Annotated in this window: 21 protein-coding genes; 11 read left to right on the forward strand and 10 right to left on the reverse strand. The window is 68.9% G+C overall.

The features are described from left to right. The first annotated feature begins 35 nt into the window (after positions 1–35). The 8 genes from JGU66_30915 to polA all read left to right on the forward strand — a co-directional run bounded on the left by JGU66_30915 (position 36) and on the right by polA (position 13,815). Complete coding sequence (locus JGU66_30915; protein MBJ6765198.1) at positions 36–1,685, forward strand: hypothetical protein; 1,650 nt, start codon at positions 36–38, stop codon at positions 1,683–1,685. After that, positions 1,682–3,844 (forward strand): hypothetical protein, encoded by a 2,163-nt coding sequence (locus JGU66_30920; protein ID MBJ6765199.1) that lies wholly within the window; start codon positions 1,682–1,684, stop codon positions 3,842–3,844. The genes JGU66_30915 and JGU66_30920 overlap by 4 nt, the downstream gene beginning before the upstream one ends. 63 nt (positions 3,845–3,907) lie before the next feature. Beyond that, positions 3,908–4,786: an FHA domain-containing protein gene (locus tag JGU66_30925; protein ID MBJ6765200.1), complete on the forward strand. Its 879-nt coding sequence runs from the start codon at positions 3,908–3,910 to the stop codon at positions 4,784–4,786. A gap of 104 nt (positions 4,787–4,890) precedes the next feature. Beyond that, positions 4,891–5,427, forward strand: coding sequence for a prepilin peptidase (locus JGU66_30930; GenBank protein MBJ6765201.1), 537 nt, complete (start codon positions 4,891–4,893; stop codon positions 5,425–5,427). A 35-nt stretch (positions 5,428–5,462) separates the two neighbouring features. After that, positions 5,463–6,911 carry a pilus assembly protein N-terminal domain-containing protein gene (locus JGU66_30935; GenBank protein ID MBJ6765202.1) on the forward strand — a complete coding sequence of 483 codons (1,449 nt, stop codon included), beginning with the start codon at positions 5,463–5,465 and terminating at the stop codon, positions 6,909–6,911. 153 nt (positions 6,912–7,064) lie between these two features. Beyond that, positions 7,065–8,840 (forward strand): Flp pilus assembly complex ATPase component TadA, encoded by a 1,776-nt coding sequence (tadA, locus tag JGU66_30940; GenBank protein ID MBJ6765203.1) that lies wholly within the window; start codon positions 7,065–7,067, stop codon positions 8,838–8,840. 7 nt (positions 8,841–8,847) lie between these two features. Continuing rightward, on the forward strand, positions 8,848–11,073 hold the full coding sequence (locus JGU66_30945) for an FHA domain-containing protein (protein MBJ6765204.1): 2,226 nt from the start codon (positions 8,848–8,850) through the stop codon (positions 11,071–11,073). A 45-nt stretch (positions 11,074–11,118) separates the two neighbouring features. Further along, the gene (polA, locus tag JGU66_30950) at positions 11,119–13,815 is read left to right on the forward strand and encodes a DNA polymerase I (GenBank protein ID MBJ6765205.1); all 2,697 of its coding nucleotides are present in this window, start codon (positions 11,119–11,121) and stop codon (positions 13,813–13,815) included. Positions 13,816–14,076: 261 nt separating this feature from the next. On the opposite strand, the gene JGU66_30955 is transcribed toward polA, so the two are convergent. The 5 genes from JGU66_30955 to JGU66_30975 form a co-directional block, all read right to left on the reverse strand. Next, positions 14,077–14,616, reverse strand: a complete 540-nt coding sequence (locus tag JGU66_30955; GenBank protein ID MBJ6765206.1) for a hypothetical protein — start codon at positions 14,614–14,616, stop codon at positions 14,077–14,079. A gap of 150 nt (positions 14,617–14,766) precedes the next feature. Then, on the reverse strand, positions 14,767–15,948 hold the full coding sequence (locus JGU66_30960) for a hypothetical protein (GenBank protein MBJ6765207.1): 1,182 nt from the start codon (positions 15,946–15,948) through the stop codon (positions 14,767–14,769). A gap of 59 nt (positions 15,949–16,007) precedes the next feature. Next, positions 16,008–16,307, reverse strand: coding sequence for a YggU family protein (locus JGU66_30965; GenBank protein MBJ6765208.1), 300 nt, complete (start codon positions 16,305–16,307; stop codon positions 16,008–16,010). A gap of 3 nt (positions 16,308–16,310) precedes the next feature. Beyond that, positions 16,311–16,838 (reverse strand): DivIVA domain-containing protein, encoded by a 528-nt coding sequence (locus JGU66_30970; protein MBJ6765209.1) that lies wholly within the window; start codon positions 16,836–16,838, stop codon positions 16,311–16,313. 112 nt (positions 16,839–16,950) lie between these two features. After that, complete coding sequence (locus JGU66_30975; protein ID MBJ6765210.1) at positions 16,951–17,553, reverse strand: HEAT repeat domain-containing protein; 603 nt, start codon at positions 17,551–17,553, stop codon at positions 16,951–16,953. 139 nt (positions 17,554–17,692) lie between these two features. Here JGU66_30975 and JGU66_30980 point away from each other — a divergent pair, with 139 nt between their 5' ends. Beyond that, complete coding sequence (locus JGU66_30980) at positions 17,693–18,211, forward strand: J domain-containing protein (protein ID MBJ6765211.1); 519 nt, start codon at positions 17,693–17,695, stop codon at positions 18,209–18,211. On the opposite strand, the gene JGU66_30985 is transcribed toward JGU66_30980, so the two are convergent. The 3 genes from JGU66_30985 to JGU66_30995 are packed head-to-tail and all read right to left on the reverse strand — an operon-like array spanning position 18,142 to position 20,453. Continuing rightward, on the reverse strand, positions 18,142–19,137 hold the full coding sequence (locus JGU66_30985; GenBank protein ID MBJ6765212.1) for a stage II sporulation protein M: 996 nt from the start codon (positions 19,135–19,137) through the stop codon (positions 18,142–18,144). The genes JGU66_30980 and JGU66_30985 overlap by 70 nt on opposite strands. Beyond that, complete coding sequence (locus tag JGU66_30990) at positions 19,137–19,901, reverse strand: RDD family protein (protein MBJ6765213.1); 765 nt, start codon at positions 19,899–19,901, stop codon at positions 19,137–19,139. Before JGU66_30990 ends, JGU66_30985 begins: the two co-directional genes overlap by 1 nt. Before the next feature lie 57 nt (positions 19,902–19,958). After that, on the reverse strand, positions 19,959–20,453 hold the full coding sequence (locus JGU66_30995) for an Hsp20/alpha crystallin family protein (protein MBJ6765214.1): 495 nt from the start codon (positions 20,451–20,453) through the stop codon (positions 19,959–19,961). A gap of 501 nt (positions 20,454–20,954) precedes the next feature. On the opposite strand from JGU66_30995, the gene JGU66_31000 reads away from it, so the two are divergent. After that, complete coding sequence (locus tag JGU66_31000) at positions 20,955–21,644, forward strand: response regulator transcription factor (GenBank protein ID MBJ6765215.1); 690 nt, start codon at positions 20,955–20,957, stop codon at positions 21,642–21,644. A gap of 105 nt (positions 21,645–21,749) precedes the next feature. Here the strand turns inward: JGU66_31000 and JGU66_31005 are convergent, their stop codons facing one another. After that, positions 21,750–21,974, reverse strand: coding sequence for an MbtH family protein (locus JGU66_31005; GenBank protein ID MBJ6765216.1), 225 nt, complete (start codon positions 21,972–21,974; stop codon positions 21,750–21,752). A 196-nt stretch (positions 21,975–22,170) separates the two neighbouring features. Next, entirely contained in the window at positions 22,171–23,040 is an 870-nt protein-coding gene (locus JGU66_31010) for a hypothetical protein (protein MBJ6765217.1), read from the reverse strand. Positions 23,041–23,351: 311 nt separating this feature from the next. Here JGU66_31010 and JGU66_31015 point away from each other — a divergent pair, with 311 nt between their 5' ends. Next, positions 23,352–24,347, forward strand: coding sequence for a hypothetical protein (locus JGU66_31015; protein ID MBJ6765218.1), 996 nt, complete (start codon positions 23,352–23,354; stop codon positions 24,345–24,347).

Raw genomic sequence — 24,347 nt, forward strand, 5'->3', positions numbered from 1 at the left:
AAGGGGACTGGCACCGGGATTCCCGGGGTGGCTGCTTGCCTCCCCGGGGGTCCGGAGCCGTTGGGTGGCGGGCGTCCGGGAATACGGCGAGCCCTTTGCAGTTGCCCGCGACGGGGCCCGTTCCTACACTCCGCCCCCCTCTGATGCGCCCCTCCTTCCTGACCTCCGCGCTCCTGCTGCTCGCGTCGTGCTCGGCCACCACCGAGTCACACCCGCCTCCCTCGACCCGCTTCGTGTACCCAAGCGGACTCGAGTTCTGGCGACCCGCGGGCAGCCTTTCGCCGTCCACCAACGGCTACCTCTTCGTCGCGAGCGCCAACTTCGACAGCTGCTTCGACAGCGGCGCGGTCATGGCGGTCAACCTGGATGCGATTGGAAAGGGAGAAGGCAAGCCGCTGCCCACCCTGGACCCCGCGCATCCCTTCAGCGGCTCACCGCTGGAGATCACCGAGCTGAACGTGCCCTCCGAGGCGTACGTCCAGATCGACAGCTTCGCGGGGGAGATGGCCTCGTGGAGCAACCCCGGCAACGGTGGGTTGCCGCGCCTCTTCGTGCCGTCTCGCGCGAAGAACAACTTCCTGCACGCCATCGACTTCAAGCTGGATGGCAGCACGGGCTCCCTCGCGTGCGCGCAGAGCGGCGCCGGGCGTGACTGCTCTCAGAACGCGCTGTCGCTCTCGAGCGACATTCCGCACTCGGAGGCGGACCTCCCAAGGGCGCCTTCGCCCATTGGCGTCACCGTGGATCCGGCCTCGGGTGCCGTGTACGTGACGCACTCGGAAGCGGCGGACTCTCCGGCGCGCACGAGCAAGAACTTCGCGAGCTACCTGGTCTCGGTGCCGGCGGACAAGCCCGTCCGAGACAGCTTGGAGTTCATCCTGCTGTCGCGTGACGGCCTGACGTACGGCGGCACGGACGCGACGGCGGTGGGGGACGGGTACCTCTACGTCACCGGGCGCAACTACGTGCAGGGCTCGTCGGGCACGGTGGGCGCCAGCTTCATCCTCCGGCTGGTCGACAAGTACGACCACGCGCACGTCATCGAGCCGAACGTCTTCTCGCAGGTCCGCATCAGCGAGGCGCGTGGGGCGCAGGTGGTGCGCGCTCCGGTGGACCCCGCCGCGCCCCTGGTGCGCAAGGAGCGGCTCTACATGCTGGCCCGCGGGCCAGACACGCTGCTCGTCTTCGACTTCGAGTACAAGCTGCCGGATCCAGCCCTCGGCGAGCAGCGCCCGAGCACGCCCACGTTCCGCATCGTCTCGACCGTGCCGTTGCCGGGTGGAACGAGCGAGCTGCGGCTGGTGCGCCGCTCGAAGGACTCGGTGGGGGACAACATCATCGCGGTGACGAGCACGACGGATGGCGCCCTGTCCCTCTATGACGAGAAGCTGGGGCAGGTCGTCGCGCAGGTGGCGCTCGGCACGGGCTTGAACCAGAACACGAACCCCACGCAGTCCTTCGGTCTGGCGGTCGACAACCCGGACGGAGAGCTGGCCGCAGGGGCTGCGGGACGGCTGAACGCGGCCCGGATTTTCGTGACGAACTTCGGCGCGGGCCAGGTCACAGTGGTCGACATTCCCGAACTCAATCGTCCCCAAGATGCACGCCTCGTCGCGCGCATCGGCACGCGCCAGGAGCGCGATCTGCGCCAGGGCACCAGCGTGTGTGAGGAGAACAACCCGTGAAGCGCAGCACCCTTGCCGCCCTGATGCTGGGCGCCGCCGGCTTGACCGGGGCGTGCTCGGATACGACGACGACCGCTGGCGCCGCGGGCCTGTCGGGCACGTATGACGTTGCGCTCGTGGACCCGCTCGTCTTCGTGACGTCGCAGGACCAGAACGAGCTGCGCGTGCTGGACCTGGACAGCTCGCCGCGCCAGTTCATGCCCGCCCCCAACCCGCTCCAGCCCTTGGCCATCCCAGTCCTGGAGCGGCCGGACGCGCTCACGCGAGACACGGGCTACGACGCCGCGGGCTTCGATGTGCGGGGGCCCTATGTGTACGCCCGCAGCTCTGGAGGTCAGCGCATCTCCGTGGTGGCCGCGGATCGCTCACGGCTCGTCGAGGTGCAGCGCCTGGACGTGGGCGCGCTGCTGACGGCGTTCGCGGCGCGGTCTCCCGCGGCCGACGGCGCGCCCAGCGTGCTCTACTACGCCCTGCAGACCCAGCCGGCCGGCATGGATGCGACGGCGTGCCCCGCGGGAGTGGGCGTCATCATGCGGCAGGAGCTGCCAGGGCCGGACGCGCTCGCGAGCGCCTCGTTGCCCGCGCCCACGCCGGTCTTCTGCATGGATCCGCAGGAGTCCGCGCTGTCCCTGGTGGTGTTGCCGAAGGTCGATGCCTCTGGGACGTCGGCAGGGGAGCCCGAGCCGCTGGCGGTGGCGCTGCGCAACGTCAATCGTTCCTCGGCCAATCCTGGCGCGACCCTCAGCCGGACCATCCGCATCCGGGGCGAGGTCACCGCCGCCGGTCCGAAGCAGACTCCGCTGGTCACCTACACGCGGCCCGAGCAGGGCGCGGGGACCGGAACGGCCATCGCCGCGCGGCTGCTGGCCACGCATTCCATCGTCCAGTCGGAGGTCGTCGACGGCGATGGCAAAGTGGTCACGGACGAGAATGGCAACATCGTCTTCACGCCTGTTCCGGGGATGGGCGCCGGGCGATTCATCTACGCGGTGCTCGATGAGTTGACCTGCACGGGCGCCAGCTGCGTGGGCGTCATCGCGATCGACTCGGAGACGGGCCAGTTGGCCAAGGACGTCACGGGCGCGGACATGCTCACGCTCCTGCCTCCCGCGGGCCTGCCCACGGGGCTGACCCTGCACCGGGGCCTGAACATCAACAACCGCAGCGACAGTGGGACTGCCAAGGCCTTCTATCCGCTGCTGGGGATCATGCCGTCCTCGGATGGCACCATCACGCTGTTCCGTGCCGACACGCGCCGCGCGCTCAACCTGTCGACGTCCGTGCCGACCAAGAAGGTCGAGCTGCGGGACGCGCTGGAAGTGGCGCGGTCCCCTCAGCCAGACAACCCGGTCCAGGTGGTCCAGGGCTACCGGGACCCGAATGATCCGCTCAACGTCATTCCGGTGTGCACGGACACGAACAGCCTGTGTGGAGGCTCGCTCCCGAGCATCACCTGGCGCATCGTCGCCAACGGAGTCCTGCCGGGGCTCTCCGCGGTGGCCCGGGACGTCAACAGCCCCGTGCTGACCGTGGACGCAGCCCAGGGCAGCCTCATCCAGGACAACGACCTCATCTCGCTCCAGACGGATACGGTGGCGTGCAGCACGAACCTGCGGGTCAAGAAGGTCACGCTGGGCGACGGACGGGTGCAGATCCTCGACACCGCCGTGACGCCGCTGCCGACCGACTGCGCCGCGTACGGGCGGTTCTCGGTGCTCGCGGACGGGGCGGAGAAGTTCGTCCTCTACTCGGGCACGGAGACCAGCGACAACTACGTCCGCCGGCTCGCGGGGGCGACGTACTACGAGATCCTGCAGCCCTCGTCGTACTACTACCACCCGGACAACTTCGGTAAGCCCGGGTTCCCGGCCACGCCGCCCTCTGCGTTCCTGTACATCAGCTACACCACGGTGCAGGCGGGAGACCGCTACGTGGTGGGCCTGTCTTCGGGATACCGCCCGTACGTGTTCTCCGTGGACAACTCGAGCACGTCGGGGCTGAGCGCGTTCCGCCTGCCGGGACCCGTGGTCGCGGCCGAGGTCAACTCGAATACCGAGGCCTATATCGCCTACCCGTCAGCGGACGGCATCCTCCAGGTCACGCTCCAGGTCGTGGTGGACAACGAGGCCAACCTCCAGGCTGTGCGCTCGTTCCAGTAAACTGGGCGGGCCGAGAGCGGTCTGCTATCGTCCGAAGCGTCCAGTTTCGCCGAGTCAAGACCGATGATCGATCAGAACTCCCGCCCTGCCCGCAAGGTCGGCATCGCCGACCACCTGTGGGAGACGTACGAAGACATGGCCCAGCAGATGGGCTCCGATCGTGACGCGCTCATCAATCAGGCGCTGTTCATGTTCGCCCGGCTGAATGGGTTCATCGAGGCGAGAGGCCGGGGAGAGGCCTCCGCCGCCGTGGCTCCCGCGCCGGCTGCTTCGCGTCCCGCCGCCGCCCCCCCGCCGTCCCGCCCCGCGTCTCCGCCGGTGCTCGCGCCCGCGCCGGCGCCCCGCCTGGAGCCGACCCCGCAGCCTGCCCCTGCCGCACGCCCTCCGCCGCGCCTCGCCGAGGAGCGCGCCTCCGCCAACAACGGGCTCGACAACGACCCGGCGCGTCGCGAGGTCGCGGAGCGCGTGTTGGAGACGGCCGCGGAGCTGGAGCGGCTCATCAAGGGGAAGAACGAGCCGCCTCCTCCCAACGACGACATGGTCGAGGACGAGGAGCCCCTGCCGGACAACGAGGACCCGGGCATGGAGGATATGCCCGACGAGCCCGCGGAGCCCGAGCCGGAGGAAGAGGAGAGCGCCGACGAACTCGCCGAGGAGGAGGGCGCGGCCCTCTACCTGGTGACCGAGTCCGGGGACGAGGAGCAGATCGTCAAGGAGCGCTTCGTCATCGGCCGCGGCAAGCACTGCGACTTCGTCATCAACTCGGGCAAGGTGTCGCGCGAGCACGCTGTCATCACGAATGACGGCGGCGAGTTCTTCATCGAGGACCTGGGTTCGTCCAACGGCACGTGGTTCAACAAGAACCGCATCAAGCGCCGGAAGATTGAAGACGGGGACGAGTACTTCATCTGCAGTGAGAAGATTCGCCTCCTGGTCCGGTGAGCGTCAGCCCCGACCCGAGGGCTTCCCGCTGTTCGCCAATTGACGGGATCCAGGCGTCCCTGGTTTGATACCGGACGCCTGTCCGCGAAGGGGACAGGTGCCGGATGACACCTGCTCAGCTCGCGCTGTGGACGATCCTCGGAGTGGCACTGGTGATCTCGGTGGTGACGGATGTCCTGCGCCGCCGGATCCTGGATGTCGTCACCTACCCGCTCGTGGTGGTGGCGCTGGGCACGCGTCTGGCCACCGAGGGGTGGGGCGGTCTGGAGCAGGGGTTGGTGAGCGGGGCAGTGTCGGGACTGGGGCTGTCGTTGGTGCTCCTGCCCGGCGCGTTACGGGGGCGGATGGGGTGGGGTGACGTGAAGCTGATGGCCGGCGTGGGCGCGGTGCTGGGGTTCCCGGCGGTGCTCGCGGCGGCGGCCTTCATCTCGCTGGTGGGCGCGCTGCAGGCAACGGTGACGTTGCTGTGGCATGGCGCCGTGTGGGACACGCTGGCGGCGGTGGGGCGGCGGTGGGCGGTGCGGGCGCGGTTGTTGCGCGAGGACGCGGACATCGGGCCGCGGCACAGCATTCCCTACGGGGTGGCCATCGCGCTTGGCACCTTCTGGGCCATGTGGTGGCAGCACAAGAGTTTGGGTTAGCTCGGATTCGGAACGCGGAAGAGGGGTCTCGTACGATGTACACACGCTTCACGCACGCTGCGGCACTTGGCGCTCTCGTCGCTCTCGTGGCCAGTGCTCCGGCGCTGGCCCAGGAGGGCAGCACCGTCAGCCTGGGAGTGGGCACCCAGAAGGTGGTCAGCATCCCCGGCCTGAGCCGAGTCGCCCTTGGCGACCCGTCCGTCGCGGATGTGAGCACGCTGGGCACCAGCCAGCTGCTCATCACCGGTAAGCAGGAAGGCAAGACGACGCTGCTCGTCTGGAAGACGTCAGGCCAGCGCGTCAGCTACAACGTCACCGTCCGCAAGCAGGACCCCAACGAGGTCATCTCGGAGATCAAGCGACTCCTGGGAGAGATCGAGGGCGTCTCGGTGCGCATGGTGGGTGACCGCATCTACCTGGACGGTCAGGCCTACACGACGCAGGACGCGGACCGCATCGAGCAGGTGGTGAGCCTCTATCCGAACGTGAAGTCGTTCGTGAAGATCGCCCCCAACGCCAAGAAGCTGGTCGCGCAGAACCTCAACGCGGCCTTCCAGAAGGCCGGGCTGCGCAACGTGCAGGCCAACGTGGTGGGCGCCACCATCTTCCTGGAGGGCTCCGTGGAGAGCCAGCAGGACCTGCAGAAGGCCGAGCTCATCACCAAGGCCATCGGCGAGAAGGTGGAGAACCTGCTGGTGGTCGGCATCAAGCGGATGATCCTCACCGAGGTCCAGTTCGTCGAAATCCGCCGCGACAGCCGCGACCGGTACGGCATCAAGTACCCGACGGACATCACGGGCACGGCGAGCATCGCGGCCAACATCACCCAGGAGCTGTTCCCGGGCACGTTCGGGCAGGGCGCCTCGCAGATCGGCATCGGCGCGGGCTCGGCGTTCACGGTGGGCTTCCAGAGCAACGACGGCTACGGCCGCCTGCTCGCCCAGCCGAAGCTGGTGTGCGCCAGCGGTGAGAAGGCGGAGTTCCTGGCGGGCGGCGAGGTTCCCATCCCGCTCATCACGAACACGCAGGCCACGGTCGAGTTCAAGCCCTACGGCGTCATCCTGAACATCCGGCCCACGGCGGACCGCAACGGCAACATCCAGACCGAGGTCGAGGCCGAGGCGTCGGAGATCGACACGTCAGTGGCCGTCTCCTTCGGTGGTTCGTCCGCCATCCCCGGCTTCCGGACCCGCAAGGTGAAGACGAACGTCACCGTGCGCCACGGAGAGACCATCGTGCTGTCGGGTGTCTTCAGCCACGACGAGCAGAAGGCCGTCTCGAAGATTCCGGGCCTGGGCAACATCCCCATCGTGGGCGAGCTGTTCAAGAACCGCGCGTTCGACACGACCAAGCGCGAGCTGGTCATCTTCGTCACGCCGCGCATCGTGAACCCGGATTCCGACAAGGTCCGGACCATCATCGAGGACGTGAAGAGCCGCTACAAGCAGGCGCGCTCCGAGGTGAACTTCAACATCTTCGACTGAGCGAGGGGCCCCTCGGGGGCCACCATCGCGGTGACGGGCCGGGCTCGCCTCTCTTCCAGAGGCGGGTGCCGGCCCGGTTTCTTTCAGGCATCACGCGCGGGAGACGAGCAGCGCCCTTTGAGGTGGCGTGGGTGCTTGGTAGGATCCGCCCCCATGTTTCTGATCACCCTCGCGGAAAAGGGCGGCGGAACCGAGCAGCGTGAGTTCGACAAGAACGAGATCACGATCGGCCGTCTTGCAGGAAACGACATCGTCCTCGCGAAGGGCAACGTCTCCAAATACCACTCCCGCATCGTCGCGAAGGACGGCAAGTGCATCATCGTGGACATGAAGTCCACGAACGGCACCTTCGTGAACGGCAAGAAGATCGGCGCGCCGCAGGTGCTCAAGCCGTCCGATCAGATCTACATCGGCGACTACATCATCAACGCGGAGATCCTCGATGAGGAGGCGCCCGCGATGACGCGCACCGCCGCTCCCGAGGAGGAGTACTACGACGAGGGCGGCGAGGAGGCCTACGAGCAGGAGGAAGAGGAGGCCTACGAAGAAGAGGCGCCCGAAGAGGCACCTGCCCCGGCGGCTCCCGCGAAGAACATGCCTGCGTCGCTCGCCGCGGCGATGGCGAAGAACAAGAAGAAGGTGGACCCCCGGCTGGAGCGCTACTCGCGCTTGCAGAAGGAGATCCACGATCGGCTCATCGAGTACCTCGACCTGCGTCGCATGGACATGGACCGGCTCGGTGACGAGGAACTCTGGCGCCGCACCGAGAAGGCCATCCGCGACATCATCGACCAGATGGACGCGGACGGTGAGTTGCCCGAGGACGTGGACCGCGAGGAGCTGCTCACCGACGTCATCAACGAGGCGCTGGGCCTGGGGCCCCTCGAAGCGTTCCTCGCGTCGGATGAGATCAGCGAGATCATGGTGAACCACGCCAACCAGATCTACATCGAGCGCAAGGGCAAGCTGACGCTGTCGGAGAAGACGTTCTCGTCGAACCAGGCGGTGCTGGGCGTCATCGAGCGCATCGTGGCGCCCATCGGACGCCGCATCGACGAGTCGAGCCCGCTGGTGGACGCGCGCCTCAAGGACGGCAGCCGCGTGAACGCCATCATCCCGCCGCTGGCGCTCAAGGGCCCCTGCATCACCATCCGCAAGTTCAAGAAGGACTCGCTGAAGATCCAGGACCTGGTGAAGTACAAGACGCTCACCGCGCAGATGGCCGAGTTCCTGGAGATGTGCGTGAAGGCCCGGCGCAACATCGTCATCTCGGGCGGCACGGGCTCGGGGAAGACGACGACGCTGAACATCATCAGCTCGTTCATCCCCGACAGTGAGCGCATCGTCACGGTGGAGGACGCCGCGGAGCTCCAGCTGCCGCAGGACCACTGGGTGCAGCTGGAGAGCCGCCCGCCCAACCTGGAAGGCAAGGGCGCCATCACCATCCGCGACCTGGTGAAGAACTGCCTGCGCATGCGGCCGGACCGCATCGTCGTGGGTGAGTGCCGCTCGGGCGAGACGCTGGACATGCTCCAGGCCATGAACACCGGCCACGACGGTTCGCTCACCACGCTGCACGCGAACACGCCGCGAGACGCCATCGCTCGGCTGGAGACGATGGTGCTCATGTCCGGCATGGAGCTGCCGGTGAAGGCCATCCGCGAGCAGATCGCCAGCGCGGTGCACATGATCGTGCAGCAGACGCGCTTCTCCGACGGTACGCGGAAGATCTGCTACGTCACCGAGGTGTCGGGCATGGAGGTCGACATCGTGACCCTCCAGGACATCTTCTACTTCAAGCAGGACGGGTTCACGGAGGACCACAAGGTGCGTGGCCGCTTCGTGGCGTCGGGCTTCGTGCCGAAGTTCTACGACGAGCTTCAGCGCAAGGGCATTCCCGTGAACATGAGCATCTTCCGCGAGGACTGACGCGCCCATGGCTACCCTGGTCGTCCGTCACCCTGATGGCAGCGAGACTGAACATGCCCTCACTGGCGAGCTGAAGATTGGCCGCCAGGAAGGCAATGACCTGCTCCTCACCGAGGGCGGCGTGTCGCGCAATCACGCGCGCGTCTTCGAGGACGGGGGCAGCGTCTTCATCGAAGACCTCAAGAGCGCCAACGGCACCTACGTTGATGGGGAGCGCATCGAGGAGGCCACGCCGCTCTCGCCGCAGTCGAAGGTGGTGCTGGGCGACTACGAGCTTCAGCTCAAGGCCGCGGCCCGAGGCACGTCGGGGGCGCGCAAGGCGGTGAAGCCGACGTCCTCGCCCGGCGGGGTGCCGCTGGGGACGGGTGAAGCCCGTGCCACGCGCGCCATGCCGAGCCTGCAGCAGAAGAAGGCCGCGGGGCCCGCGCCTGGCGCGGCGATCGCCAAGCGTCCCGCGCGTCCCGCCGCTGGCAGCGGAGCCGGGGCCCCCACCGCGGCCACGGGCCCCATGTTGCGCGGCATGACGGGGCCGTGGGCGGGCAAGACTTTCAACATCGGCGCCAAGCTGCTCGTCGGGCGGCAGCCTCCCGCGGGCGTCGTCCTCGAGGACGACTCGGTGAGCCGGCGCCACGCGGAGCTGGAGCGCGCGGGCCCCGTGGTGCGCGTGCGCGACCTGGGCAGCGCCAACGGCACGCTCCTCAACGGCGAGGTGCTGGGCACCGAGCCCATCGAGCTGCAGGCCGGGGACGTCCTCCAGTTCGGCGTGGTGGAGATGACGTTCGAGGCCCCGGAGGCGCTCGATGCGCCCGTGCGTCGCGCGGGCGCCACGCCCTCGCGCTCGGGGCGCGGAGCCCCCGAGGAGGCTTCCCCGGGGCGGGGCAAGCTCATCATGGCCGTGATGGGCGTGGTGGGCCTGCTCGTGGTGGGCGCGGTGGCCAAGGCGGCGCTCAGCGCCTCGAACGGCGAGACGCCCATCGAGCGCAAGGGGCCGTCGGCGCCGACGGATCCCGCCGCTCAGCTTCAAGACCTGCTCAGCGAGTGCCGCTCCTTCGCATCCGCCGAGCAGGGCGCGCCGAACTGGGTGCGCGCCGAAGAGACGTGCACCAAGGCCCTGGACCTGGACCCCATCAACCCCGAGGGCAACACGCTCATCCGCCGCATCAAGCTGGAGCGCGAGGCCTCGGACAACTTCGCGGCGGGCGTGAAGGCGCTGGAGCGTCTGAAGGAGAAGGACGCGATCGACGCCTTCAAGAAGATTCCGAAGGAGAGCGAGTACTTCCGCCGCGCCAAGTCCAAGGCCAAGGACGCCTCGGAGCAGTACTCCAAGCGCTCCCTGGACGACTGCAAGCGCTACCTCAACAACTCCCAGTGGGAAGTGGCCGTGCCCCGGTGCGACGAGTACCTCCAGCTCTGGTGCTCGGCGCAGAACCAGGAGGACCTGACGCCGCCCTTGGGCTTCACGTTGAGGTTGGAGGGCAAGCTGCGCCGCAACGAGTGGCGGCCGAAGGATGCGCTCCTCGTGCGCTTCCTGGTCGCGCGCGCCAAGGTGAGTCCGAAGGCGGAGCCCTGGAAGTGCAGCAAGGACATCATCTTCACGGATGACGACCGGGCGCCGGATCCCGCCGCGGAAGTGCGGCAGTGGATCAACAAGAAGTACGTCAACAAGTTCATGCAGGCCGCGATGGTGGACTACTGGTACGGCCGCGGGAGCGAGGCGCTCGCGACGCTCCAGAAGCTGCGGTCGAACTTCGAGGCTTCCCAGTTCCACGCCGAGACGGATCTGCTGCTCAAGGACATGGGCAACGTGGATCAGCTCTTCAAGGTGGGCGAGAGCGCGTTGACGGCCGAGGACCCGGAGAAGGCCGCGGGCTTCTTCCGCGAGGCGCTGGAGACGGACACGCGCCTCATGGCCAACATGGCGGAGAGCCACCCGTCGTTCTACCGGAAGAACATCCTCCAGGACATGGCCACCAAGGCGTACGCCCGTGGCAAGCACTGGGCGGATCGCGAGGACAAGCGCAAGGCCTGCCGCATCTGGAAGCTCGGCTTCGAGTTCTACCGAGGCAGCACCGACCTCAACAAGGCGGTGGCCTTCTGCTCGGGGCAGGCGTCGCAGGCGCTCTCCGGAGCGGGGGGATGCTCGGACCTCGCGGTGGTGGAGGACTACGCGGTGCCGGGAGACGGTGTCGCGGAGCAGCTGGCGGGGAAGAAGCAGGAGTGGAAGTGCCACTAGCAGGCAACGTGGACAGGGCCTGACAGGCGCGCTAGGCACGGGGGCATGGCCGACACCAGCCCCCAGCGTCCCGCGCGCACCCTGGTCCTCATCGATGCCTCCGGCTTCATCTTCCGCGCGTACCACGCGATCCCCCCGCTCTCGACGAGCAAGGGGGTGCCGACCAACGCGGTGCTCGGCTTCACGCGCATGCTGCTCAAGGCGCTGCGCGAGCTGCCGCACTCGCACGTGGCCATCGCTTTCGACAAAGACAGCCGCGTCGAGCGCCAGAAGATAGACCCGACGTACAAGGCCAACCGCGAGGCCACGCCGCCGGACCTGCTGCCCCAGTTCGAGCACATCCGCCGCGTGGTGGACGTGCTCAATCTGCGCGTGGTGGAGGCCTCCGGGTGGGAGGCGGACGACGTCATCGGGACGCTCGCGCGCCGAGGCCGCGAGGCGGGCTTCGACATCAAGGTCGTCACCGGTGACAAGGACTTCGTCCAGATTGTCCAGGACGGGGTCCGCCTGTTCGATCCGATGAACGACCGGACCACGGACACCGCCGCGGTGAAGGAGCGCCTGGGCATCGAGCCGCGCCAGATGCGCGACTATCTGGCCCTCATTGGCGACGCGGTGGACAACGTGGCCAAGGTGCCCGGGATTGGGCCCAAGACTGCAACGGAGTTGCTGACGCAATTCGGTGACGTGGAGACGCTGCTCTCCCGGCTGGACGAGGTGAAGAAGCCGAAGATTCGCGAGGCCCTCGCTTCGCACCGCGAGAGCCTCTTGCGGGCTCGGCAGCTCGTCACGTTCAACACGGAGCTGGCGCTGGACGTGGCGCTGGAGGACCTCGTCTGGCGCGAGCCGGATGCCAAGCGCGCGCGGGACTTGTTCACCGAGCTGGAGTTCTTCGCGCTGCTGCGCGACCTGCCGCAAGAGGAGGCCCCGGAGGTGGCGCCGCTCGTCACGACGACCACCTTCGTCACCACGGAGGACGAGGTGAAGGCGCTCGCGGACGCGGTTCGCGCGGCGGGTGACGTCACGCTGGTGCCGGCCTTCGAGGGCATGCCCTTCGCGGCCTCGCTGGTGGGCCTGGGCGTGGCGCTGCCGGAGGGGCCGACCCGGTATGTTCCGCTGCGCCACCAGCAGCTTGGCGTGGCACAGTTGCGGCCCGAGGCCTTCGTCTCCGCGATGAAGCCCGTGCTGGAGGACGCGGCCATCAAGAAGGGGGGGCATGACCTGAAGGCGCTGACGCTCCTGCTCGCCTCCGAGGGCATCGCGCTGAGCGGCGGACAGGACGATGTGGAGCTGCTCAGCTACCTGCTCAATCCCTCGCGGCGCGAGCACGCGCTGGCGGACCTGGCTCGTGAGCGGCTGCGCGCGGAGTTGCCCGCGCTGCCCGCGGTGACGGAGGGCCGCAAGGGCAGGGCGTTGGCGGACCACGCACCGGAAGAGGTGGGCGCGGCCTATGCGGTGCGCGCGGATGCGGCACGTCGGCTGGCTCCTGAACTCTGGCGTGAGTTGGAGGCCGCGAACCTCGCGTCGCTGGCGCGCACGATGGAGCTGCCGCTCCTGCCCATCCTCGCGAAGATGGAGCGCCGGGGCGTGAGGCTGGATGTGCCCGAGCTGTCCCTCATCTCCACGCGCGTGGACGCCGAGGTGACGGCGCGCGAGAAGGCCTGCCACGTGGCGGCGGGCCATGAGTTCAACGTGGGCTCCAATCCGCAGCTCGCGCAGGTGCTGTACGAGGAGAAGAAGCTCCCCATCCTCAAGCGCGGCAAGACGGGCCCGTCCACGGATCAGGAAGTGCTGGAGAAGCTGGCGGACGAGCACGGCAGCGAGCTGGCTCGCGCCATCATCGAGTACCGCTCCTTGTCCAAGCTCAAGAGCACCTACCTGGACACGCTGCCGTCGCTGGTGGCGCGCGACGGGCGCATCCACACGACCTACCACCAGGCCGCCACCGCCACCGGGCGCCTGTCCTCGTCGGATCCCAACCTGCAGAACATCCCCGTGCGCACGGAGGTGGGCCGCGAGATTCGCCGCGCCTTCGTGGCGGAGCCGGGGCATCAGCTCGTCAGCGCGGACTACAGCCAGGTGGAGCTGCGGCTGCTGGCTCACATCGCTGAGGACCCGGTCCTCATCGAGGCGTTCCTCCACGACGAGGACATCCACAGTCGCACGGCGGCCGAGGTCTTCGGCGTGACGCCCGCGCAGGTGGACCGCGAGCAGCGGCGCGTGGCGAAGATGGTGAACTTCGGCATCGCGTACGGACTGTCCCCGCATGGCCTGTCCACGCGACTGGGCATCTCCCAGGAGTCCGCGCGCGACGTCATCGAGCGCTACTTCACGCGCTACGCGGGCATCCGGCGCTACCTGCTGGAGACCGTGGAGAAGGCCCGCAAGGTGGGCTACGTGGAGACGCTCTACGGTCGCCGCCGGCTCATGGGCGACCTGCACTCGAAGAACCGAGGCGTGGCCCAGGCCGCCGAGCGCGCCGCCATCAACATGCCCATCCAGGGCACGGCCGCGGACTTGATGAAGATGGCCATGCTCGCGGTGGAGGATGCGCTCCGCAAGGAAGGCCTGCGCACCACGCTGCTGCTCCAGGTGCACGACGAACTGCTGTTCGAGGCGCCGGATGCGGAAGTGGAAGCGGTGAAGGCGCTCGCTGCCCGGTGCATGTCCTCGGTGGCGCAGCTCAAGGTTCCGCTCAAGGTGGACGTGGGCGCGGGGCGAAGCTGGGCGGATGCGCACTGAGCGCGAGGCGTGACTGGCCTCGCGCTCGTGCCCTCTGCCTGAAAAACACGCCGACCCGTCCGACCGGCGAGGCGCGCGGACCCCCATCCACGCGTCCCGGCGGTTCACATGTGTGCGCGCTCACCGCTCCCCCGAGCGGGAGCACGCCCCCCAAGGCGTGCCACGGGCCCCCACCCATGACACACACCCTCCCGCCAGCCCTCGGACGCTCCCCCATGGAGGAGTGTCAAGCCGGACGGGTCGGCAATCCCAACCCACCCCTCAGTGCACCGCCGAGCGTGTGTCGCGCGCGGTGGGCGGAGCCCGTTTCCCGCGCGTCGGTCGCTCGAAGTATTCGACCACCAGGCCGCCGAAGGGCACCCGAGGGCCCTCTGCCTTGGCGTCCGTCAGCCGCTGCAGCAGCGCCACCGCCGAGTCCACCGCTTCGTCGAGCGCGCGGTTGATGGCGCGACGCTCCGAGTCGCCTCCGCCCAACACGTCCACGGTGTCCACCAGGCAGCGGCGCAGGGCCGCGAACTCGTCGTAGAGCGCACGGGCGCCCCGCGTGGGAGACAGCCTCAGCACGGCGCGCGTGCGGCTCCAGGGGCTCGTGTCCTCGCCTTCCAGCGTCCGACCCAGCTCCCGGATGAAGGTCTCGACCAGGCCATCCAGCAGGCTCGGCTCCAGTGACCCTGGGCCCTCCACGGAGGCCAGCCGAGCGCGGCGCCACAGGGCCGCGATGCGATCGGGCTGGCGCGAGAACACCCGGGCCACTCCCGCGGCCTTGCGTCCTCGCTCCGTCATGTCCGGTGTCTTCCTCATCGTGCCCAGCCCCAGAGCAAACGCCCTGCCAGCGGACTGAGCCCGGCATTCACTGGAAAATCAGGCGCTTGGGCGAACTTCCGGGACGACCGAGGGGGAGCTGAGACGTAAAACCTACGGGCATCGCCCTGAAAGGCGCGGCCCGGAGCGTCAATGCAGGGTGGGCTTGGACGGCCGGGACGGGGTGTCGTCGTCCCCACCACCGGAGTCCGCGTCACCGGAGTCCGCGTCGCTGGAGGTGTCTCGGTCCATGCTGCCCTCCCGGGCCTCGGCGCCGTCGTCGCGGGCCTCGGGCTGGCTGGCGGGCGGGGTGTTGGCCGAGTGCCACTCGGGCCACGGGTGTTGCGCTTCCGACGGGGGCGCGGCGTTGGGCGCGGCCTGTGCGGCGGCCAGCAGGCGCAGCGCGGCGTCCTCGGCGGCGTCCTCGGCCGCCAGCTCCGCCATCTTCGCGGCCTTCTGATGGCGCCGGCGCAGGAAGGCCGCCACGCACAGGCCCGACGCCACCAGCCACAAGAGCGCCGAGCTGGTGGTCAGCGGCAGCCAGCCGTAGCGCGCCGACAAGCCGCGGCGCCAGTCCTTCTCCTCCACCTCGAGGGAGCTGTGGAAGGCCTTGCCGAAGGCGAGCTCGAAGGGCTCCTGCGCCCGCACGCCGTCCACCAGCTGGCCCATGGCATCCGGGCCGTGGCGGCTGATGAGGAAGCCCACGAACGCGGCGCTCTGGGCGTAGGCGATCTCCACGTCCGAGGGCACGTCGGGCCAGTGGTTGGCCAGGTCCTCGAAGTGGAAGACGCGCTCCTGCGTCACGGCGCGGAAGAGCGCGGCGTAGTGGGTGACGGAGTAGCGCTCCTCGGTGAGGTTCTGCGCCACGCCTTCCTGGAACCAGTGCGGCCAGGAGGGCGCGAGCTGGCCCAGGGCCACGTGCGCCAGCTCATGGCGCAGGGTGGTGGGCCCATCCGGCGCGTTCAGGCTCAGCGCGTCCAGGAGGATGATCTGGTGGGCGGGGTAGGCGAGCGCCACGGCCCAGCCCGGAGGCTTGCCACCCGGGAGCGCGAGGGCATCGAACTCCTCGCGGCCCACGCCAATGCGAATCTCGGTGGTCCCCGGCCAGTCGCGACCGAGCATCTGCCCGAAGGAATCGCGGATGTCCTCGATCTGCGCCGCCAGCCGACGGGCCGCCCCCGTGGCGCGCGTGGTGTACAGGATGCGAAAGCGCCGGGTACCCAACTCTCCGGTCACCAGCGCTGGCCGCGTGTGGGGCACGAGGGCGGTGTCGCGGACCACGGCCTCCTGGTCGTGGATTCCGTGGGGGCCCCCCACGTCCTCCTGGGCCATCGCTCGGGGCGGGACGAGCCAGAGCAGGAGCAGGACGAACAGGGAGCGGATGAAGGGCCTCACGGTTTCCCAGAGATAACAGCCTCGGCCCGCGCCGCATCAATCCCTTGCACGACGACGCGTTTGCGGCGCGATGCGTCGCCAGCGGTCAGGGTGACCTGCCGGCGGGGGACGCCCAGTTGCTTGGCGAGGAACTCGACCAGGGCGGCATTGGCCTCGCCGTCCACGGGGGGCGCCGCGAGCTGAATCTTGAGCTGCCCGTCGTGCTCGCCCACCACCCGGGTGCGCGAGGCTCGGGGCTGGACGAGCACGGTGAGTTCAATGCCGTCCGGAACGACTCGGAGCCAGGGGGGCGCCACGGGCTACTCGGCGCCGTGGGCCTTCTTCTGGGTCAGGAAGGCGACGTTGTCCTCGACGCGCGCGTGGTCCCGGTCCGCGAAGGAGGGGCCCGCGAAGGTCTCCAGGAGCTTGCGATGGGCCTCCACCACCGAGCGGACCTGGGACTCGAACTGGGTGCGCTGGCGCTTCAGCTCGTTGATGTCCTCGACCACCTGGACGAGCCGCTGGTGGGCGCCGTGGACGATCTTCTCCGCCTGGTGCTCGGCGTCCGCGATGATGATCTCCGCCTCCTTCTTGGCGGCGTCCTTGAGGTCCTCGCTGATGCGCTGCGCGGTGACCATCGTCTCCTGGAGGGTGCGCTCGCGCTCCTGGTGCTGCTCGAGCTTGAGCTGCGTGCGCTTCAGCTCCTCCTTCTGGGCGATGTTCTCCTTCACCACCTCCTCGAACTCGCCGGCGATGAGTTCCAGGTAGGCCTCCACCTCTCGGCGCGAGAAGCCACGCAGGGCCGTCTCGAAGCGCTTCTGCCGGATGTCGAGCGGGGTGATTTTCATGGCCCCGAAGTCTAGCGCAGGGGCATGACTTCTCCAGGAAACGGCCCGGGAGGGCAGGCCCCGCGTCCACCGTCCATCGCTTCGCCGTGGCGTGTGAGCGAGCGGGCGAGCGCTAGCGTGGCGGCGCCGGCGCGGCGTCCCACTGGGCCGCCACGGTGCGCGCGGCGTTCTGCACGGCCCAGCCCATGCGGCTGTCGGCCGCTACGTCCTGGACAGTGCGGCGCGCGCTGGCGGTGCGCTGGAAGATGAGCCCGCTGAGGGCCTGAATCTTGAGCGCGTCGGGGAGCTTCGTATGGCGCACCACGTTGCCGAGGATCTCCTCCGCCCTTCGATGCTGGAACAGCGCCACCGCGCGCAGAGCCGCCTGCTGGATGCGCGGGTTGGGGTCCCAGATGAGCGCGGCCAGCGGGTCCAAGGCGCGGGCGTCGCCCAGCAGGGCCAGGTCCTCGATGGCGATGGCGCGAATCTCCTCCGGGGCGGGCTCGGCCGCCGCGAGCAGTCCGCGCAGGAGCGCACCCTCGGCGGGAGTCGCCGGCAGGTCGGGTGCGGTGATGGGCGGCGAGGCGGGCGCGGCCGGGGCCGGAGCGGGCTTGGCGGGCGCGGGACGCGGTGGGGCCTTGGTGGCGGCCGTCGAGGCCGGGGCGGGGGCCGGGGGGGCCTGCTGGGCGCGGGCGAAGGTGGCGACGAGCAACGCGGCGGCGACGAGCGGACGCATGGGCCTCGTTCTACCCCGAAAACCCAGGGCGAAGGGGCACCCCCCCAGGGGTCGCCGCGGACATTTTCTTGACGCGATCGGCAAACGTGGGAGGGTGTCGGTGCTACAGGCGTGTTGCGAACGGGAGAGCGAAGGCACGATGAGCGCCGCGGTCGCGAGCTGGAACTGGCAGACGTTGGACAACGTCGAGGTGGAGTGCACCCACTGCAGCGTCCGCATGACGCTCCAGGCGGGTCACCGGGTGAAGTACTTCCGGTGCTCCTCCTGCCATCGCTGGGTGTCCAGCACCTACACGGACGTGTTGCGCGCGGACGCGAAGATTCGCACGCACCCCGTGAAGGACACGGCGGAGGCGGACGCGCGCTTCATGGAAGTGAAGGGGCGTCTGGACCGCTGGCTGACGGCGCTGGAGGACCAGGACCCGTACCACGTGCTGGGCGTGTCGCCGCTGGACTCCCCGGACGTCGTCCGTGCGCGCTACCGCGAGCTGGCGATGGAGCGGCACCCGGACCGGGGCGGCTCGGCCGAGAAGATGCGCGAGCTGAACGCCGCCTATGAGCGCATCCTGAAGCACCGCCAGCGCAAGCGTCACGAGGCGCTGTCGGCGGGCACGGCCTCGGTGGCCACCGCCGCCGTCCTGCCCGTGCGCAGCAGGTAGCTCCAGAGCAGCGCCCCCAGGGACAGGCCCAGCGCGGCCTTGGCCCAGGTGGGGAAGAGCGAGCCGGGCGACACGAAGCCCTCCACGCAGCCGATGAAGGCGAGGAAGGGCGCGCAGCCCAGCACCAGCTTGACGGCCTCGCGCCCTCGCTGGGCCAGCGCTTGTCCCCGGGGAAGCTCCCCTGGGTCGATGAGCGCCTGGCCCACCATCAAGCCCGCGCCTCCCGCGATGACGATGATGGACAGTTCGACGGGCCCGTGCGCGCTGATGAAGTCGAAGAAGCCGTGGGCCAGCCCGTCGCGAAGGCACAGCGCGCCGATGGCGCCAATCTGCACGCCGTTGTTGATGAGCGTGTAGAGCGTGCCCAGGCCCAGCAGCAGCCCCGACGCGAAGGCGAAGAGCGTCACGGACAGGTTGTTGGTGGCGATGCGCGAGGCCACGGTGTGCGGCGGCGTGACGGACAGCAGGTCATCCGTCCACATGCGGCCCGCCGAGATGGAGGCACGCACGCGCTCGGGGACGAGCAGCTCCGCGCCGCGCGGCTCCAGGAGCACCACGAGCGCGCCCAGGAGGATCCCCAGGCCGAGCAGCGCCGCGCTCACGCCCACGAAGCGCAGCTCGCGTCGCAGCGTGGCGGGGAAGTCTCGCCGATAGAAGTCTCGCACGGCGGCCCAGCGCTCGCGGGGCGGCTGGTAGATGGCGGAATACGCCTGGCCACAGAGCTGGTTGAGGAAGCGGTGCGCGTCGGTGCCAGGAAAGAACGTCTGGGCATGCGCGAGGTCCGCGGCCGCGCGGCGGTACAGCGCGTCCAACGTGCGCAACTCCTCCAAGCGCAGCGTGCCGGAGCGCTGCCGCGTGAGGAGTCCGGCCAGCGCATCCCAGTCCGGACGGCGCCGCGAGACGAAGCCCGGGAGGCTGGGGGCCATCAGTGGCCCGCCCGCGCTCGGACGCGCAGGAAGGTCTCGGTGGCATCGGCGGAGCGGAGGACCGCGTCGCGCTCCGCGTCGCTCAGGTGCGCGCCCACACGGTCCACCAGCCGCGTCCCCAAGCGCTTGCGCACCCCGGGCTCCAGGTTGCGGGCGCGCGAGAGGAAGGCCAGCACCAGCTCGACCTCCTCGGTGCTCAGCGGGCGCTCGGCGGCGCTCGGGGCAGGGCGCTCGGCGGCGGGCGTGGTGTACGCGTCCAGGTTGATGGCCTCCTCGCGCACGAGCACCGTGCCGGCCAGCAGATCTCCCAGCCGGCGGTGCTGACGGGTGAGGAGCATGGTGATGCAGCCCGTGGCGTAGAGCACGGGCAGGAAGTCGAGCACGCGGCAGATGTTGCGCACGGCGCTCTCGAAGACGCCCACGGGCGAGCCGTCCATGCGCACCACGCGGATGCCGAGCACGCGCTTGCCGACGGTCTGCCCGTGGAAGAAGACCTCGGCCAGGGTCCAGTACAGCCACTGGGTGGCGAAGAGGCCCAAGGCCAGCAGCGTCTGTCCCACGCCGGACAGTGCCTGGAGCGCGCCGAGCACATCCGTGAGCAACAGCGTGACGATGAAGTAGAGCGCCACCCAGACGGCGAAGAGGAGGCTCGCATCCACCAGCCACGCGAGGCAGCGGTAGCCGATGCCCGCCACGGGCAGGGTGAGCGCCACGCGCTCAGGCGTGGCGACGTCGAGATGGGGGGCAGGGGCGGAGGTGCTCATGCGCGGTCGAGCGCGCAGCATATGCCGCCCCCATCCCCTCCTGGCGAGTCGGGGGGCTCAGGCCTTCGCCTTGCCCTCGCCGCTTCCCAGCTTGATTTTCTTGGGCTGGACCTCCGGGCGCTTGGGCAGGGTGAGCCGCAGCACGCCATCCTTGAGCTGGGCGTCCACTTGCTCCGCGTTCACCCCTTCGGGCAGGGTGAACGAGCGGCTGAACGAGCCGAAGCTGCGCTCATACGTGTAGAAGCGATCCGAGCTGTCCTGCTGCTCCACCTCGCGCTTGCCGCTCACCGTGAGGCGATCCCCCGTGAGCGTCACGTCGACGTCCTTCTCGTCCACGCCGGGCAGGTCCGCCTTGAAGATGTAGGCGTCCTTCGTCTCCTTCACGTCGAACGCGGGCGCGAAGCCGCCCGTGTCCGAGCGCCCGGTCAGCAAGCGGCTGAGCTCCTCCACCGGGTCCGCACTGATCAGCTCTCGCATGCGGTGGAAGGGGTCCCACTCCCGCCGAGCAGTCAGCCGCTCGCCCCCTCCGCGCCGTACAGGAAGGTCTGCCATGACGATGTCCCTCCATTGCTGGATGCCGCGCGGCCGCGCTCATCGCGGCCCGTCGCGTCTAGCGTAAGGCGTGCGACCTCCCCCGCGGATGGACGAGCCGGGCGACGTGCCCTGGTGCGTGCGTCCTCCTTCAGGGCCACCGCGCGAGGGCTGGTCGCAGGTGACTGCGGGACCCTCGCTGGCTCCCGATGGCGTGAAAGCATCACCCACTCGACGCAACGGCATGTTCGTCAAAGGACAGCGCTCACGAACTGACGGACGAAAGTCTGGATTCCGATCCGATTCATGCACAATTGACACTCCCGCGAGCGCTGGTTCGCACGGGCGATGAGCAGGTGTTAGGGTCTTGCCTGGCAGGAATTGCAGGAGTCGCAGAGGAGGTGTGGCCCAAAAGAATGTGGTCTGCAGTTGGAGTCTGCCGTGCGTTGGCGGTCTCCAGGGCTGGCAGTTGTTAACAAGCAGTCACTGTTGTTTTCGCCATGACGGCTGGGGGGCCTTCGCATGGCAACGAATCAAGCATCACTCCGTGTATCCATTCTCGAAGGACCGTGGGCCGCGTGGCAGGGACTGGCTGACGGGCTCCGTGGGGAAGGACTGCACATCACCTCGTTGACGAGGGACGTGCGCCTCTTCCTGGACGGGCTCGGCACAGATCCGCCCCAGGTGGCCATCCTCGATGTCGAGGGCGATGGCGAAGCGGCCATTGGCTGTTCCGTGACCGAGGGCATCAACCTGCTGCGCGAGGCACGCAAGCGCCGGCTGGAGGTGCGCATGCTGCTGCTGTCGGCGGTGAGCACCCCGGAGATCATCTCGCAGTGCTTCGACGAAGGGGCCTCGGGCTATCTCTTCCGCGCCGGGCTGGGCGTCAACGCCGTGTCGTCGGCGATCCAGTCCCTGGTGCGAGGCGAGCGCCTGTTCCCGGTGCAGCTGTTGCGCAATGACTTCGAGCACCCGCCCGTCACGTCACCCACCGCGAGCGTGCTGTTGGCGCTCACGCAGCGCGAGCGCGAGGTGCTGGCCTACGTGGCAGGAGGCGCGGACAACTTGAAGATCGCCGCGCACCTGCAGATCGCCGAGCGCACGGTGAAGTCCCACGTCACGCAGCTCTACCGGAAGTTGGGCGCCGAGAACCGCACGCAGCTGGCCTTGCGCGCGTGCCACCTGGGCGTCCGGCCGCCCCCGGACCTCTGAGTCCTCGCGCGCGGGTTCACGCTCGCGCGCGCTGACAGCCCAGCGCGGCGCGAATCACCGCCACCCGGTTGCGGGGTGGCGGATGGACACGCTCGCGCGTTGGACTCAGTTCTTCTTGCTGGCCATCTCTTCCATCTTCTTGCGGAGGCTCAGCGGACGCATGTCCGTCCAGACCTCCTTGATGTACGCGAGGCACTCGGCCTTCAGGCCCTGCTTGCCCGCGTCCTTCCAGCCGAGGGCGTTCTCGCGATCCGCCGGCCAGATGGAGTACTGCTCCTCGTGGTTCACGACAACCTTGTACACCGTGGTGTCTTCGCGCTCGTCCGACATGGCTGACTCCTGGAAGGAGCACCTTCGTCGCACATCCCGGGAAAATCGGTCAAGGCCGTGGCAGGTGGGATGTCGTCATCTGTTGCCCCGATTTCACCGGGGGCATGGGCCCTGGAGGGATGGGCTGAGGGCTCGGTCCTGGGCGGGTCCGCCGCGCCCGTGTGCGAGAGCGCGGCGGTGATCCGCGAGGGGACGACTACTTCTTGTCCTGACGCGACATCTTCACGAGCGAGGCGACGGACGCCTGGCCGAGGCCGCGGTTCATGTTGCTCGGGTCCTTGGGGTCCTCGGCCCAGAAGCGGAAGATGACGGTGCGCGGATCATCCGCCTTGAGTTCGACGGGGAAGGGCGCCTGGAAGAAGCCCGGCGCGTCCTCGGAGCCGGGAGGCAGGGTGCCGCCCTGGGCCACTGGCTGCCACTCCAGCTCCTTGTCGAGGGTCGACCACATCAGCTTGTCCAGGGCGATGGGCTTGTCCACGAGGGCGAAGTCCACCTGGCGCACGTGGATGACGGTGCCCGTGGTGTTGCTGAGCACCACGCCTGGATCGACGGCGACGAGGTCGTCCCGGAAGTTGGCCCACTGGTGCCCCACGGCGATCACGTCGCCGATGAAGATGCGCTGCTTGGTCCAGTAGAACGGGGGCAGGTTGCCCGCGTTGTGGCCCTTGGTCATCCCCGCCACGGGCGAGTTGGTGCAGAAGCCGATGTGCGCGATCTCACCCGGCTGCACCCACGCGGTGTTCGACTGGAAGTGCAGATCCGTGACGTTGCCCGAGTGCACCTCGCGCGGCGTACCGAACGGGTTCAGGCTGCCCAGGTAGTGGGTGCAGATCTTCGTCGGACCCGTCAGCGTGACGTGCAGATCGTTGGCGGCGTTCGGCGTGTTGTTGGTGATGTCCACGTTGTAGCAGAACTCGGTGCACTCGGTGGAGCCGGGGGGCATGGGGGGCGGCGGCCAGCTCGGGATGTAGCTGCTGAGCGCGGAGGCGCTGACGCCCGTGGTGACGACCGCGGCTGCGGCCAGGAGGAGGGCGCGCTTGGCGCCGAAGCGGGGGAGGAAGCTCACGTGTCCGAGACCTCTGCCCCGAGCTGGGGCGGCTGGTGGGAGCCCGCTCTCTGAGCGTGAACTGAGCCATGCTCCGCGTGTGTCAGCGGCCTGGCTGCATGGGGCGCGGGGAGTAGCGCGCGAGGTCACGAATCGCGCGCCGCTGTGACCTGTCCAGCCACTGGCGCGCCGAGGACTGGGGCGCCTGGCGCTGCCCTTTGGGGAAGGCGCCGATGGGGGGGCGTCAATGGCAGACAGGAGCACGTGACTGTCCTTGCGGCGCTTGGGTTGTCTGGCGCGACTCAGGCTCCGCCGCCTACAGTGCGGCCGGCATGAGTGGATTCCTCGATGTGGTGGTTGAAGTGGGAGACGTGACGGACATCCGCGCTGACGCGGTCCTGCTCAAGTTCGCGCAGGGCTTCCATGGCGCGGATGGCGCGGTGTCACGCCGCTTGTCGGCGGTGGGCATCTCGCCCACCTTGCTGCAGCTGAAGCCCGGCGAGCACCGCTTCATCGACACGCAAGGGGGATTGGGGGCACCGCTCGCGCTGTTTCTGGGCACGGCGCGGCTGCGGGAGTTCGACTATCACCGCATCCGTGAGTTCGCCGGCCAGGCGCTCCAGGTGCTGGAGTCTCGGCCCGAGGTGAAGCACCTCGCGGGGCCCGTGCATGGGCCCAACTACGGACTCGACGAGGACGAGGCCGTGCTCGCGTTGGTGGGCGGGATGGTGGATGCCTTTCAGCAGGGGGTGGGGCCTCGGGAGCTCGCGCGCATCACCGTGGTGGAGATCCAACCCAAGCGCGTGACGCGAATGCGCAAGGCATTGGAGCTGGGCCTCACCGGCGCGCCCGGAGTCGAGCCGCTGCCGGGTGGCGTGGGCTTCCGCATCCAGCGCATGCGGCGGTTCATCGCTCAGCCGCCCATGGTGAGCGCGGGTGCGCCCGCCCAGGAGAAGCCGCACGCCTTCGTCGCGATGCCCTTCGCGCCCGAACTGGAGGACACCTTCCATTACGGTATCCAGGGGCCCGTCAAGGCGGCCGGACTCCTGTGTGAGCGCGTGGATCAGGCCGTGTTCGATGGGCCCATCATCCAGCGCATCCGCGACCGCATCGACACGGCGAAGGTGGTCATCGCGGACCTGTCCTTGGCCAATCCCAATGTCTATCTGGAAGTCGGCTACGCCTGGGGACGTGGCAAGCCCACCATCCTCCTCGTGCGCGACTTGCGTGAGCTGCGCTTCGACGTCGCCAGCTACCGATGTCTGGAATATCGAAGCATCCGGAACCTGGAGGAGCTGCTGACGCGCGAGCTGCAACGGCTCGGGTGA

The organism is Myxococcaceae bacterium JPH2, from assembly GCA_016458225.1.
Lineage (GTDB): Bacteria > Myxococcota > Myxococcia > Myxococcales > Myxococcaceae > Citreicoccus.